The sequence below is a fragment of the Nocardia takedensis NBRC 100417 genome, assembly GCF_000308695.1.
In the GTDB taxonomy this organism is placed as follows: Bacteria; Actinomycetota; Actinomycetes; order Mycobacteriales; family Mycobacteriaceae; genus Nocardia; species Nocardia takedensis.
In genome coordinates this window covers 209025-224413 of the sequence record NZ_BAGG01000061.1, presented here as the reverse complement: position 1 = coordinate 224413, position 15389 = coordinate 209025, and the positions used below count along the sequence as shown (strand labels likewise).

5 protein-coding genes are annotated in these 15389 nt (G+C 71.9%); all 5 read right to left on the bottom strand.

Annotation, left to right across the window (positions count from 1 at the left end; all coding sequences use genetic code 11):
* Positions 1–19: 19 nt before the first annotated feature.
* The gene (gene ccrA, locus ON30_RS13065; protein ID WP_051029265.1) at positions 20–1405 is read right to left on the bottom strand and encodes a crotonyl-CoA carboxylase/reductase; all 1386 of its coding nucleotides are present in this window, start codon (positions 1403–1405) and stop codon (positions 20–22) included.
* Between the two features lie 94 nt (positions 1406–1499).
* Positions 1500–2519: a Gfo/Idh/MocA family protein gene (locus ON30_RS13060; RefSeq protein ID WP_051029264.1), complete on the bottom strand. Its 1020-nt coding sequence runs from the start codon at positions 2517–2519 to the stop codon at positions 1500–1502.
* Positions 2510–3247, bottom strand: a complete 738-nt coding sequence (locus ON30_RS13055; protein ID WP_040707101.1) for an ABC transporter permease — start codon at positions 3245–3247, stop codon at positions 2510–2512. The genes ON30_RS13060 and ON30_RS13055 overlap by 10 nt, the downstream gene beginning before the upstream one ends.
* Positions 3248–3273: 26 nt before the next feature.
* The gene (locus ON30_RS13050; RefSeq protein ID WP_040706962.1) at positions 3274–4179 is read right to left on the bottom strand and encodes an ABC transporter ATP-binding protein; all 906 of its coding nucleotides are present in this window, start codon (positions 4177–4179) and stop codon (positions 3274–3276) included.
* 15 nt (positions 4180–4194) lie between these two features.
* A complete protein-coding gene (locus tag ON30_RS40595; protein ID WP_218006255.1) occupies positions 4195–15381 on the bottom strand; it encodes a type I polyketide synthase in 11187 nt (3728 codons plus the stop codon).
* Between the last annotated feature and the right edge of the window lie 8 nt (positions 15382–15389).

The window sequence follows — 15389 nt, the reverse complement described above, 5'->3', positions numbered from 1 at the left end:
GTGCGGTGGTGCGGGCGGGTCAGTGGCGGCCGGAGCCGGGACCGGTGGTGGCGGGCAGCGGGTGCGTGCCGCTCCCCCGGAAACGCAGCAACTGGGGCAGCAGGGCCGCGCGCTTGGCCTGATCGGTGACCCCGAGCCCGGCCTCGGGGGCCAGCGCGAGTACGCCGACCTTGCCGCTGTGCAGGTTGCCGTGCACGTCGGCGGCGGCGCGGCCCGCGCCGGTCAGCGGATAGACCGTCGACAGGGTCGGGTGGACCATGCCGAGGTCGATCAGGCGGTTGGCCATCCACGCTTCGCGGTAGTTGGCGAAATGGGTGCCGACGATGCGCTTGACCGACATCCACAGGTCGCGGTTGTCGTAGAGATGCTGGTAGCCCGAGGTGGACGCGCAGGTCACCACGGTGCCGCCACGTTTGGCGACGTATACGCTCGCGCCGAAGGTCTCCCGGCCCGGGTGCTCGAAGACGATGTCGGGGTCCTCGCCCCCGGTGAGTTCGCGGATGTGCGCGCCGAAGCGGCGCAATTCGCGCCGGTCCAACCCCTCGCCGTCGCCGAGGAAGCGGTAACCGTGTTCGCTGCGGTCGATGACGTGCTCGGCCCCCATCGAACGGACCAGGTCGGCCTTCTCCGAACTGGACACCACGCACACCGGAATCGCCCCGCCGTTGAGCGCCACTTGTGTCGCGTAGGAGCCGAGGCCGCCCGCCGCGCCCCAGATCAGCACCACGTCGCCCTGTTTCATCGTCGCACCGTTGCCGGAGACCAACTGCCGGTAGACCGTGGAGTTGACCAGCCCGGAGCAGGCGGCCTCCTCCCAGGTCAGGTGCGCGGGTTTGGGCATGAGCTGGTTGGCCTTGACCAGCGCCAACTGGGCCAGGCCACCGTAGTTGGTCTCGTAGCCCCAGATGCGTTGCGCCGGATCGAGCATCGTGTCGTCGTGGCCGTCGGGGGCTTCCAGCTCGACCGAAAGACAGTGCGCGACAACCCGATCGCCCGGTGCGAAGCGGTTGACGCCCGCGCCCGTGCGCAGCACGACGCCGGACAGGTCCGATCCGAGCACGTGATACGGGCGGTCGTGCTGGGCGGCGGCGGGCACGGCGCGCGCGTAGCGCGAGAGGAAGCCGAAGGTCGACAGCGGTTCGAAGATCGCCGACCACACGGTGTTGTAGTTGACGCTGCTGGCCATCACCGCGACCAGCGCCTCCCCCGGTCCCACTTCCGGGGTCGGCACCTCGCGCAGGTGCAGTGATTTGGCCGGATTCTTGTCGGCGGTCGCCATTCCGGCGAACATCTCCGTTTGTTCGGCCAGGACCACGACGCCGGTGTATTCCTCGGGAATCGGAATGGCGGAGAAATCGTCACGGTGCGCGGATCCCGAGAGGATCGCGTCGAGAATATGTTCCATAAAGGGTCCTCGGCCGAGCGGCGGGGAAATTCACTTCCCGAAGAGTATCGAGTCGGGGAAAAACTCAGAACCCCTGGATGTGCGGCCGCGCCCCCTAGGCGAAGCCGGGGTCGGAATAGGGGCCGTGGCGGGTGTAGACGGTGTGCGCGCGCAATGCGATGGTGTCGAGAAGCCGTGCCAGTCCTACGGTTTCGTCCACCGAAGGGGACGGATCGGCGGCTCCGCGGACGGCGTCGACGAAGAAGTCGAGCATCCCGAGGAACTGGTCCTCGGGGGGCAGGACTATCTCCTCGGTACCCGATTGCCGATGGATTCGCACCGTCGGGGAGAACGTCGGCGGCGGCGTGAACGCGCGCTCGACCGTCAATCTTCCGGTACTGCCGGACAATTCGTAATCCGAACGATAGGAGTGCTCCAGCCCGAAGTCCAGATGCGCGATGACGCCCGCGCTGTTGGTCAACAGCACCGCGCCGGAGAGCACGACCTCGCGGGAGCGGTCGTAACGCAGGACCGAACCGTCGACGGTCAGATCCGGCCCCAGGAAATACATCGCCGCGCGCGCCGGATAGCAGCCGATGTCGAGCAGCGCGCCGCCGCCGGTCGGTTGGTAGCGGATGTCGTCGGGCGGTTTCGGCGGGATGGTGAAGGTGCTCGTCAGGCCGCGCAGCGCGCCGATCGCGCCGTCGGCGAGCAGTTCGGCGACCCGCCGGTGCCGCGAGTGACGCAGGAACATCATGTTCTCCAGCAGCACCAAGCCTTTGCCGCGAGCGAGTTCGGTCAGTTCGACCGCCTGGAAGTGGCTGCTGCCCAGCGGTTTCTCCACCAGCACGTGTTTTCCCGCGAGCAGCGCGCGCTCCACCCATTCGGCGTGCAGCATGGCAGGCAGCGGGATGTAGACGGCGCTGATGTCGGCGTCCTCGAGCAGGTGGTCGTAGCCCTGCACGGCCGCGCAGCCGAATCGCTGGGCGAAGCGCCCGGCCTTGTCCGCTTGCCGGCTGGCGACCGCCACCAGGTCGATCTCGGGGTGGGCCAGCAGTCCCGGTATCGTGCGCCGCTCGGCGATCTCCGCGCAGCCGATCACCCCGAAGCGTAGTCGCGGCTGATTCACTCCCACCGGAACACCCGCGCCGCCAGGACGGTGCCGACCAGGCCGATCACCGCCGGAACGATCAGGAACCGCGCGTCCGGCCAGTTACCGGCCCAGGCGTCGCGGAAACCGGTCATCGCCGCGCCGAGCGGGGTGTACTCCCCGATCCGCCGGATCGGGTCGGGCAGATCTTCGAGCGGGACGAACCCGCCGCCCAGGAACAGGCTCGGGAACAGCACCGACAGGCCCACCGCCGTCGCGGTCCGGCCGTTGGGGGCCAACGCCGCGATCAGCAGGCCGATCGCGAACAACGCCCACGCGCTGAGCACGAACATCAGGACGAACGCCGGGACCTGCCGCGGCGGAGCCATGTCGAAGGCCAGATCGGCGACGGTGACGACCACCACCGTCGAGATCACCGAGGTCACGAAATTCACCGCCAACTGCGCGATCAACACCCGCGAGGGATGGGCCGGACTCACCGAGAGTCTGCGCAGGATGCCTCGTTCGCGATAGGTGGCCAGATTGGTGGGTAGCAGGTTCAGCGCGATCATGACCAGCGCCAGCGACAGCGCGATCGCGGGCACATACATCTTCAGCGAAGCCCGGTCGGCCTCGTCGGCGGCCTGTTCGGTGGTGATGAAATCGAAGATGACCAGCAGTACCACCGGCAACGCGACGACGAAGAACAGCGCCGTCGGATCCCGCAGCATCAGCTTCGCTTCGACGAGAACGAGTTTGGCACGTCCTGGCACGAATCCTCCTGTGTCGGTGGGGCGCATCAGGCGATGCGGCGGCCGGTCAACGCCACGAACGCGTCGTCGAGGCTGGGCTGCTCGAGCCGGATGTCGGTGGCGAGGACCTCGGCGCGGGCCAGTGCCGCGATCACCGCGTACACGAGATTGCCCGTGCCGCTGACCTCGACCCGCGTGCCGTCGCCGCCGACCTGCTCGACCTCGGGCAAGTCGCTGAGCACCTCCCGACGCCACTCCCCCTCGATTCGCATGCGCAGCTTCTGCCCGGTGCGCACGGAATCGATCAGTCCCGCCGGACTGTCCACGGCGACGACCTTGCCCGCGTCGATCACCGCGAGTCGGTCGCACAGGTGCTCGGCCTCGTCCATGAAATGGGTGACCAGCAGGACCGTGACATCGCGCTCGCGGATCTGCTCGACCAACCGCCAGGTGTCGCGGCGCGCCTGCGGGTCCAGGGCCGCGGTCAACTCGTCGAACACCACGATCTCGGGGCGGCCGATCAGCGCCAGCGCGATCGACACGCGCTGTTTCTGTCCGCCGGACAGTTTCCCGAAGTAGGCGTCGCGTTTCTCGCCCAACCCCCAGTCCTCGAGCAGCTCGCGCCAGTCGGCGGGGTCGTCGTAGAAGGAGGCGTAGAGGTCCAACGCCTCCCACACTTTGATGCGGTCGGGCAGTTCGCTGGATTGCAACTGCACGCCGATCCGGCGACGCAGGCGCGCGCCGTCGCTCGCGGGGTCGAGTCCGAGCACGTCGATGCGTCCGCTGTCGGCGCGGCGCAACCCCTCGACGCATTCGACCGTGGTGGTCTTCCCCGCGCCGTTGGGGCCGAGGATGCCGAAGATCTCGCCCCGTTCGACGCTGAAGGACACGCCGTCCACGGCCTGTTTGGTCCCGTACCGCTTGCGCAGGTCGGTCACCTCGATGACGGGCATGACAGTGCTGCCTCCTCAGATGTGGTCGTCGAGCCAGCGTCGGATCCGCGCGCCGGTCGGCCCGCAGTGCTGCTCCATGATGGAGAAGTGGTCGCCGGTGACGTCGGCGACGTCGTGTGGGAACGGCCACGACGAACGCCAATCCCGGTCGTCGGTCTCGTCTTTCGGTGCGCCGGACAACGGCTCCGTCGCCCGCACCAGCAGGGTCGGCGCGGTGACCGGGGTGGGGTTCCAGTCCGCGAACAGGCGGAAGTACCATCCCATCGCCGACATGCGTTCGGTGTCGCCGGAATCGAATTCGCCGCCGCGCTGGACCATGCCGTCCATCAGGGCCAACCCGAACCGGCTGACGAAATCCCCGCCCGGCAAGTAGGTGTCGACCAGCACGACGGCGGCCGGGCCGCGCTCGCGGCGCTCGAGTTCGGCCGCGACGGCGTTGGCGAACCACCCGCCCGCCGAGGAGCCCAGCAGCACCACCGGGTCCGCGCCCGCCTCGGCCAGCACGGTGTCGGCTTGCAGCGCCACGGCGGCCTCCACCGTCTCCGGCAGCGACTGTTCGTCGCCGAAGCCGGCCAGCGGCAGGCCGGAAACCGTGCGCTCGCCCCGGAATCCGGACGCGAAGCGCGCGTACTGGTGGATTCCGGAGATCGCGACACAGGATGCTATGCACACCAGGTGCGGGCTGCCCTCGGGCCCTCGGGCCAGGCGGACCAGATGCGGAGGCCGTTGCGCGGCGGCCGGTTCGGCGAAGGTGTGGCGCAGTCGCGCGGCGGCGGCGAGCAGGTCCAGTCCGGCTTGCCAGCGGCCGGTCTGGAAAGCGCGCACGAACAGGGAGCTCAGGGTTTCACCCGCGGGGTCGCTCGGTGTCGTGGCCGTGGGTTCGGCTGCCGCGCGGGCGATCTCGGTGCGCAGATGCTCGGCGAGGGCGGCGAGGGTCGCGTGGTCGAAGACCAGTGTCGCCGGGAGACGCAGGTCGGTGGCCGCCGCCAGTCGGTTGCGCAACTCGACCGCTGTCAGCGAATCGAACCCGGCGTCCACGAATTCGGCGTCCTCGGGGACCTCCGCCGGTCCCGGATGGCCGAGCACCACCGCGACGTGTGTGCGGACCAAGTCGGTCATCAGAGCGCGCTGGTCGGAATCCGACAGGGTGGCGAGGCGTTGCCGCAGCGGGGATTCCGTCGTGTCCGCTCGCGCACGGACGGGACGGGACAGTCGGGCCAGGCCTGCCAGCAGCGGCGGCAGGTCGCTCGCGTCGCGGCCGGTCACGTCCAGTCCGAGAGGCAGCAGCAGCGGTTCGTTCGTGGCCGTGGCCGCGTCGAACAGCGACAGACCCTCCTCGGAGCTCAGCGCGACCACGCCCGAGCGCCGCATTCTGGCGGTGTCGCCGTCGTCCAGCCTGCCGGTCATCGTGCCGCGTTCCCGCCACGGGCCCCACGCCAACGAGGTCGCCGGGACGCCCCAGGCGCGCAGGTGGTGCGCGAGAGCGTCGAGGTAGGCGTTGGCGGCGGCGTAGTTGGCCTGGCCCGCCGCGCCGATCGTGGCGGCCGCCGAGGAGAACAGGACGAACGCGGTCAGCGGGGTGTGCGCGGTGAGGTCGGCCAGTGCGCGGGCCGCGTCGGCCTTCGGGCGGAACACCGCCGCGAAACGGTCCGGGGTGAGGTCGGGGAGCATGCCGTCGTCCACCACGCCCGCGCAGTGGACGACCGCCGTCACGGGGTGGTCGGCGAGGACCGCGGCCAGGGCGTCCCGGTCGGCGACGTCGCAGGCGACGAACACGGGGTGCGCCCCCAGGGCGGTCAATTCGCGAGACAGGTCGTCGTCTCGGCCGCCGCGACTCAGCAGGAGCAGATCGCGGACGCCGTGGGCGGTGACCAGGTGCCGGGCCACGGCCGCTCCCAGCGCACCCGTGCCGCCCGTGAGCAGGACCACGCCCGCGGACCAGTTCGGGGTGTCGCCGGGTGTGGCCGTGGCGCGGGTGAGGCGAGGGACGTACGCGGTGCTCGCGCGGACGGCGATCTGGGCGTGGTCGCCGGTCACGGCGGCCGAGAGGCCCGCCGCGATCGACGCGTCGTGGTCCAGCAGCAGGAAGCGGCCGGGGTTCTCGGCTTGGGCGGCGCGGACCATGCCCCAGAGTGCGGCGGCGTCGAGGTCGTCGACGGTTTCGTCGGGGGTGACCGCGACGGCGCGGTGGGTGAGGAAGGCGAGGGTGCAGCGGTCGAGCAGGTCGCCCGCCGCGAGCCAGCGGTGCAGGAGGTCGAGGGTTCGGGGAACGAGGTCCGGTCCTCGGCTCACCACGGCCAGGATTCGCGGTGCGGGGGAACCGGATTCGATCATGGTGAGCAGGGCGTCGAGGTCCAGGTAGGACTCCACGTCGGCGGGGAAGCCCGCGGCGTCGTCGCCGAGGACGGCGAGGCGGTCCAGCGGACGGTCCGGGATCGGGACGGGGGTCCAGTCGACCCGGAACAGGTTGCGCGGGGCGGGGCGGGGCGGTCGCGCGGTGATCGGACGCAGCGCGAGGGAACGGATGGTGGCGACCGGATGACCCGTCTGATCGGTGAGGGTGACGCTCACACCGTCGGGGGTGGGTGTCATCCTGACCCGCACGGTGGTGGCGTCGTTCGCCGTGACCGTGACGCCCGACCACGAGAACGGCAGCAATCCCGTGTCGGTGCCGGGGAACTCGCTGACGGCGAGCACGTGGACGGCTGCGTCGAGCAGGGCGGGGTGGAGGTGGAAACGGCGGGCCTCGGGGTGACGCGCACGCGGCAGGTCGACCTCGGCGTACGCCTCGTGCGCGCCTCGCCAGGCGCGGACCACGCCGCGGAAGGACGGCCCGTAGGCGAAGCCCGCGGCGGCGAGTCGGTCGTAGAGGTCATCGATCTCGACTTCGCGCGCGCCGGCGGGCGGCCAGGCGATCGGGGCGGATTCGTCGTCCTCCGGGTCGGGGTGCAGTGTGCCCGCGGCGTGGGTGGTCCACTCGCCGTCGGCGCGGGAGTGCAGGGTGATCTTGCGCGCGCCCGACTCGTCGGGGGCCTCGACCACCGCGCGCAGGGTGAGCGCGGCGTGGTCGGGTACGAGCAGTGGCGCGCCGAGGGTGAGTTCTTCGACCCGGGCGCAGTCGACCCGCGCGGCGGCGGCCAGCGCGATCTCGAGGAACGCGGTGCCGGGGAACAGCACCGCGCCGTCGACGGCGTGGTCGGCCAGCCATGGCAGGTCGGTCAGGGAGATCCGGCCGGTGAGGACCGAGGTGTCGGCTTCGGGGCCGGTGACGGCGGCGGCGAGCAGGGGGTGATCGATCGGGTCCAGGCCCGCGGCGGCGAGGTCGCGGACCGGAGGGGCGTCGAGCCAGTAGCGTTCGCGCTGGAACGCGTAGGTGGGCAGGGGGATTCGTCGGGCGGACGGGAAGACCGCCGACCAGTCGACCGTGCCGCCGTCCAGATGGAAGCGGGTCAGGGCGGTCAGGACGGCTTCCGGCTCGGTGCGGGCCTTGCGCAGCACGGGGATCGCGGTGCCCGCGGGAATCAGACCGGACAGCGCCGTGCCGGGACCGGCCTCGAGAAACCGCGTGACACCCTGCGCGGCGGCGTATTCGACGCCGTCGCCGAACCGGACGGCGCGGCGCACCTGGGTCACCCAGTAGGCGGGGGAGGTCAGGTCCTCGGCGACCGTGCCGGTGACGTTCGAGATGATCGGGATTCGCGGCGGGGCGAAGGCGATTGTCGCCAAGACGCTTTCGAATGCGGTCAGCATCGGTTCCATGGCCGCCGAGTGGAAGGCGTGCGAGACGGCCAGACGTTTCACCCGGACGCCCGCGCCGACCGATGCGGCGACACGGTCGATCGCCGCCGCCGGCCCCGAGACCACCACCGCCTCCGGCCCGTTCACCGCCGCGATCTCCGCGCCCTCGGGCAGCAGCGGCGCGAGATCGGCTTCGGAGGTCCGCACCGCGAGCATCGCACCGCCCTGCGGCAGCGCGGCCATCAACCGACCGCGCGCGGCGACGACCCGCACCGCGTCCGACAGCGACCAGACGCCCGCGACGTGCGCGGCGACCAGTTCGCCGATCGAATGCCCGATCAGCCAGTCCGCGCGGACACCCCACGACTCCAGCAGGCGATACAGGCCCAACTCGACCGCGAACAGGGCCGACTGCGCGAAATCGGTGCGCTCGAGCAGCTTCTCGTCCGAACCCCACATCACCTCGCGCAACGGGAGGTCGCTCGCCGCGAACACGGCGTCGAGAGTTTCGGCGAACACCGGGAATTCGGCGTACAGCCGCTCCCCCATGCCCGGGTGTTGGGCGCCCTGGCCGGGGAAGACGATCGCGGTGCGGCCGCCGGGGCGTGCCGTCGCGGTGAGCACACCGGCCGCCGGTTCGTCGGCGGCGAGCGCGCGCAGTCCGTCCATCAGGGCAGCGCGGCCCGTGGCCACCACGGCGGCGCGGTGGGTGAAGGCCGAGCGGGTGGTGAGCAGGGAGTGGGCGATGTCGGTGGGATCGCCGGTCGGGTCCGCCTCGACGTGGGCCAACAGTCGGGCGGCCTGGGCGCGCACGCCCGCGGGATTGCGCGCCGAGAGCACCCACGGCACCGCTGGAAGCTCCCCCGAATCGCTCTTCGCCGAAACCGTCGCACCTTCGACGCGCGCGGGCACCATGCTGTCGGACTCCGCGATGCGCACCGACGAGTTCGTCACGCCGCCGACCATACGACCGCCCTCGACCGGGGCGGCATCCTGTGTGACCGCCGGGGAAACGGGCGCGGGATCGCCCTCGGTGAGGATGACGTGGGCGTTGGTGCCGCTGACGCCGAAGGCGGAGACCCCCGCGCGGCGGGGGCCGTCGGCGGTCCAGGGGCGGTTGTCGGTGAGCAGGGCGACGCCCTCGACGCCGACTTCGGGGGACGGGGTGTCGGCGTGCAGGGTGCGCGGGAGGACGGCGTGGCGCAAGGCGAGAACGGATTTGACGAGTCCCGCGACGCCCGCGGCGGCCTGGGTGTGGCCGATATTGGACTTCACCGAGCCCAGGTGGACGTCGGTGGCGCGATCGCGGCCGTAGGTGGCGGCGATGGCCTGGATTTCGATGGGGTCGCCGAGGCGGGTGCCGGTGCCGTGACCTTCGACCAGGTCGACCTGGGTCGAGGCGACGCCCGCGGCGGCCAGCGCCTGCCGGATGACGCGCTGCTGGGCGGGACCGTTGGGGGCGGTCAGACCGTTGGAAGCGCCGTCCTGGTTGACGGCGGAACCGGCTACCACGGCGAGGACATCGTGTCCGTTGCGTCGGGCGTCGGAGAGTCGTTCCAGCAGGAGCACTCCCGCGCCTTCGCCGAATCCGGTGCCGTCGGCCTCGGCGCTGAACGCCTTGCACCGGCCGTCGGCGGCGAGGCCGCCCTGACGGGCGAACTCCGCGAACAGATTCGGTGTCGCCATCACGGTGACACCGCCCGCCAGGGCGAGGGCGCATTCCCCGTTGCGCAACGCCTGGGCCGCCAGATGCACCGCGACCAGCGAGGAGGAACACGCGGTGTCGACCGTGACCGCCGGACCTTCCAGCCCCAGCGTGTAGGCGGCGCGTCCGGACAGGACGCTGGCGGAATTGCCGGTGCCGAGGAAGGTTTCGACCTCGGCGTCGGGCGCGGTGATCCGGGCGGCGTAGTCCTGGGTCATCACGCCCGCGAAGACGCCGGTCCGCGAGCCCGCCAGCGAGAGCGGGTCGATGCCCGCGCGCTCGATCGCCTCCCAGACGATCTCGAGCCACAAGCGCTGTTGCGGGTCCATCGCCAGCGCCTCGCGCGGGGAGATGCGGAAGAAGGCGGGATCGAAATCGGCCGCGTCGGTGAGGAATCCGCCCCGTGCGGCGTAGGCGGTCGGGTCGGCGGTCCAGCCTCGATCGTCGGGGAACGCGCCGATGGCGTCCGTGCCCGCGAGAATCAGGTCCCACAGGTGTTCGGGCGTCCGCACGTCACCCGGGAAGCGGCAGGCCATCGCGACGATCGCGATCGGTTCGTCGGTCGCTACGGCTTCGACCACTTCCGAGGTGGCGGTGTCCGCACCGCGCAGCAGGGTGTCCAGATGTCGGGCGAGGTCGGCGGGAGTGGGGTGGTCGAAGACCAGGCTCACCGGCAGTCGCTCCCCCACCGCCGCCGAGAGGCGATTGCGCAGTTCCACGGCGGTCAGCGAGTCGAGACCGAATTCGCGGAACGGGCGTGCGATCTCGACCGTGCTCGGGTCGGTGAAGCCGAGCACGGTGGCGGTGTGGGCGGTCACCAGATCGAGGAGCGCGGCGGCGCGGTCCGCACCCGCGAGTCGGTCGCGGACGTCGTCGGCTTCGCGGCGCGGGGAGGCGGGAATCAGTGCGCGCAACAGCGGGGGAACGACGGGTAGTGCGCGCAGCGCGGCCGGGTCGATGGGAACGGCGACCGGGTCCGTGTCCGTGAGCCGCAGCGCGGTGTCCAGCAGGGCCAGACCGTGGTCGGTGCTCAGGGCCGTCAAGCCGCCGCGTTCCATGCGGCGCACGTCGGCCTCCGTCATGGCCTCGGTGAGTTCGCTGCGTTCGGACCACAGACCCCACGCGATGGACTGCGCGGGCAGGCCCTGGCCGCGCCGGAGGGCCGCGAGCGCGTCGAGGGCGGTGTTGGCGGCGGCGTAGTTGGCCTGTCCCGCGCTGCCGAAGGTGCCCGCACCACTGGAATACAGAACGAACGCGGACAGATCGAGCGAGGCGGTGAGTTCGTGCAGGTGCCACGCGCCGTCGAGTTTCGCGCGCAGGACCGTGGCGATCCGGTCGGGGGTCTGCGCGGACACCACGCCGTCGTCGAGGACGCCCGCGGTGTGGAAGACGGCCGTCAGCGGGTGTGCGGCGGGCACCGATTCGAGGAGGTCCGCCACCGCCGCGCGGTCGGCCGTATCGCACGCGGTGAGCGTCACCGTCGCACCCGATGTCTGCAATTCCGAACGCAATTCGGCCGCACCCGGGGCGGATTCACCCCGCCGTGAGGTGAGCACCAGATGGCGGACGCCGTGGGTGGTGACCAGGTGCCGCGCCAACACCGCGCCGAGTCGTCCGGTGCCGCCGGTGACGAGCACGGTGCCCGCCGGGTCGATCCGGTGCGCGCTCGGTTCGGCGGCGACGCGGCGCAATCGCGGCACCAGGGCACGACCGCGACGCACCACGACCTCCGGTTCCCCCGAGGCAACGGCCGCGGCGAGGACGGACTCCGATTCGGGTGTGCCGTCGGTGTCGATCAGCACGAAGCGGTCCGGATGTTCGGCCCGCGCCGACCGCACCAGCCCCCAGACCGCCGCGCCCGCGATGTTCTCGGCGTCGGGTCCCATCGCCGAGGTGGTCAGCACCACCAGTGGGGTGTCCGGGGCCGGCCGATCGGCGGCAGACTCGCCCGCAGCCTGCTGAGCAGTGCCGGACTTGTCGTCGAAGAGGGTTTCGTGCGTGTTCAGTCGGACGAGGACCGCCGTGAGCGCGGCGTTGACCGCGTTCCGGACGGCGGCGGGGTCGAGACCGGTGGGAACGCGGTGTAGGACGTACGGGGTGTGCGCGTCGGCGGGCAGGTCGAGGGGGTGCCAGTCGACGGTGAACAGGGAGTTGTAGTGGTCGACGGCAGACGAGCGCAGGGGGCGGACGCGCAGGGCGGCGACGGAGGCCACCGGGGAGCCGTCGGGGGCGGCCAGGTCGAGGGCGAGAGTCTCGGGGGCGGTGGGGCGCAGACGCAGACGGACGGTGTCGGGGCCGGAGGCGTGCACGGTGACGTCGGTCCAGGCGAAAGGCAGACAGCCCGGGGTGATTCCGGGGAAGTCGCCGAAGGCGGTGGCGTGCAGGCAGGCGTCCAGCAGGGCCGGGTGCAGGCGGAACCCGTCGGTGTCCGGGACGCGCACCTCGGCGAAGACTTCGACACCGCGCCGCCAGCCGCGCAGCAGGCCCTGGAAAGCGGGACCGTAGTGGATGCCGGCGTCGGCCAACCGGGCGTAGAGGTCGCCCACGGCGCACGGTTCGGCGTCGCGGGGCGGCCAGCGCAAGGCCCAGTCCGCAGTCGGTGCGGCGGCGGTCGGTGCCGAGTCCGAAGCCCGCGCGGGGTCGGGGGCGGCGAGGAGTCCCCGGGCGTGCACGGTCCACGGTTCGGTCCACGCGGTGTCGGTGTCGGGGGTCGCGGAGATGGTGATCGGGCGGGTGCCGTCCGCGACCGCTCCTACGGTGAGCTGGACGAGCACGGCTCCGTCGGCGGGGATGCGCAGCGGGGTGTGCAGGGTCAGTTCGAGGAGGCGAGGGCAGTCGAGGCGGCTGCCCGCGTAGCCGGCGAGTTCGACGAAACCGGTGCCGGGGAACAGGATCGCGCCGGCCACGGCGTGGTCGGCGAGCCAAGGGTGGGTGCGGACGGCGAGTCTCGCGGTGCACAGCAGGCCGTCGGTGTCGGTCAGCGGGACGCAGGTCGACAGGAGGGGGTGGTCGGCGGCGCGGAGGCCGGCGGCGCCGAGATCGCCGGGGCTCGCGGTGGGTTCGAGCCAGAAGCGGCGGCGCTGGAACGGGTAGGTCGGCAGGTCGACGCGCACGCCCGCGCGGTCGGGGAAGACGGCGGTCCAGTCGGGGGCGGCCCCGGCGGCGACGGCTTCGGCCAGGGCGGTCAGCACGCGGTCACGGCCGCCTTCTTCGCGGCGCAGCGTGCCCACGGTAGCGACGGGGACGCCGAGGTCCTCGGCGTTCTCCTGGATCGCGCCGGACAGCAGCGGATGCGGGGCGACCTCGAGGAACAGGTCGTGGCCCGCGGCCAGCAGCGCGCGGGTGGCGCGGCCGAATTCGACGGGTTCGCGCATGTTGCGGTACCAGTACGCGGTGTCCATGGTGGCGGTGTCGAGGATGTCGCCGGTGACGGTGGAGTACAGCGGGATTCGCGACGGGCGGGGCGCGACGGGGGCGAGGTCGGTGAGCAGTCGCGCACGCAGGGTGTCGACCTGCGGGGAGTGGCCCGCGGTGTCGACGCCGGGGATGCGCCGCGCTTTGACGCCTTCGGCTTCGAGGTCGGCGGCGAGGCGGTCGAGGTCGCCGGGGTCGCCGGAGATCACCGTGGAGTCCGGGGAGTTCACGGCGGCGACGGCGAGGGTGTGCGGCAGTCGCGGGGCGATCTTCTCGGCCGGGGAGCCGACGGCCAGCATGCCGCCTCTGCCGCGCAGTTCCCACCACGCCTGGCTGCGCAGGGCGACCACGCGGGCGGCGTCCTCGAGGCTCAGCGCGCCCGCCACGTAGGCGGCGGCGATCTCGCCCTGCGAGTGGCCGATGACCGCCGAGGGCCGCACCCCGTAGGACTGCCACAGCGCCGCGAGCGACACCATGACGGTGAACAGGGTGGACTGCACCACGTCGACGCGCGCCAACTCGGGCGCGCCCTCGGCCTCGCGCAGCACGTCGAGCACCGACCACCCGGTGAAGGGGCGCAGGGCGGCGTCGCAGGCGGCGGCCTGGGCGGCGAACACGGGTGCGTCGGCGAGCAGGGCGCGCCCCATCCGCGCCCATTGCGAGCCCTGCCCCGGAAAGACGAAGACGATCTCGCCCGCGCCCGCGTGACCGAGCGCGGCGGCGCCGGTGGGCCGTCCTTCGGCGACGGCGCTCAGCGCGTCCCGGTAGTCGGCGGCGCGGTTTCCGAGGACCACCGCGCGATGCGGAAATGTCGCGCGGGTGGTGGCCAACGCGAATCCGACCGCGGCCGGGTCGATCTCGCTGTCGGCCACCCGCAGCAGCGAACGCGCGGCGGCGCGCAGGTCGGCCTCGGTGCGACCGGTGACCAGCCACGGGTGCGGGCCGGTGGCGGGCGGCGGCTGCGGAACATCCACGGGCGGGGCCTGTTCGAGCACGACGTGGGCGTTGGTGCCGCTGATGCCGAAGGAGGACACCGCCGCCCGGCGCGGGCGGTCGAGCGCGGGCCAGTCCCGCGCCTCGATCAGGGGCGACACCGTACCCGCGGACCAGTCGACCTGCGGTGTGGGCGTGCCGATGTGCAGGCTGCGCGGCAGCCGCGCGTGCCGCAACGCCTGGACGACCTTGATCATCCCGCCCACGCCCGCGGCGGCCTGGGTGTGGCCGATATTGGATTTCAATGAGCCCAGCCACAGCGGGTTCTCGGCGGTGTGTTCGCGGCCGTAGGTGGCCAGCAGCGCGCCCGCCTCGATGGGATCGCCCAATTTCGTTCCGGTGCCGTGGGCTTCGACCAAGTCGACCTCGGCCCCGGTGAGACCGGCGTTGTCGAGCGCGGCGCGGATGACGCGCTGCTGGGCGGGGCCGTTGGGGGCGGTCAGTCCGCTGCTCGCGCCGTCCTGGTTGATCGCCGACCCGCGGATGACCGCCAACACCGGGTGACCGTCGCGCCGGGCGTCGGCGAGACGCTCCAGCAGCAGGATCGCCACGCCTTCGCCCCACCCGGTGCCGTCGGCGTCGGCCGAGAACGCCTTGCAGCGGCCGTCGCCCGCGAGCGCGCCCTGCCCGGTGAGTTCGATGAACGCTTCCGGCGAGGTCATCAGGGTGGCGCCGCCCGCGAGCGCCATGGTGGTCTCGCCCTCGCGCAGCGACCGGCAGGCGGAGTGAATGGCGACCAGCGAGGACGAGCACGCGGTGTCCACGGTGACCGCGGGCCCTTCCAGGCCCAGGGTGTAGGCGATGCGACCGGAGGCGATGCTGCCCGCGCTGCCGTTGCCGAGATAGGCCAGCAATTCCTCGGGAACCTCGGTGATCCGGCCCGAATAGTCCTGGTACATGATGCCCAGGAAGGTCCCGATCCGGTTGCCGCGCACCGAGGTCGGGTCGATGCCCGCCCGCTCGAACGCCTCCCAGCAGACCTCGAGCAGCAACCGCTGCTGCGGGTCCATCGCCAGCGCCTCGCGCGGGGAGATGCCGAAGAACTCCGGATCGAAATCGGCGATGTCGGCGACGAATCCGCCCACACTCGCGCGCAGTCGCGTCGCGTCCCATCCGCGATCGGGCGGGAACTCCGACATGCCGTCGACACCGTCGGACACCAACCGCCACAGCGCTTCGGGACCGTCGACCCCGCCGGGATAGCGGCAGGCCATCGCGGTGATCGCGATCGGTTCGCGCGCCTTGTCCTCGGCTTCGCGCAGGCGCACTCGGGTGCGGTGCAGGTCGGCGGTGACCCGCTTCAGGTAGTCGCGGAGTTTGGTCTCGGTCACTGTGCTGTCGGACTGCGCCACGTGCGCCA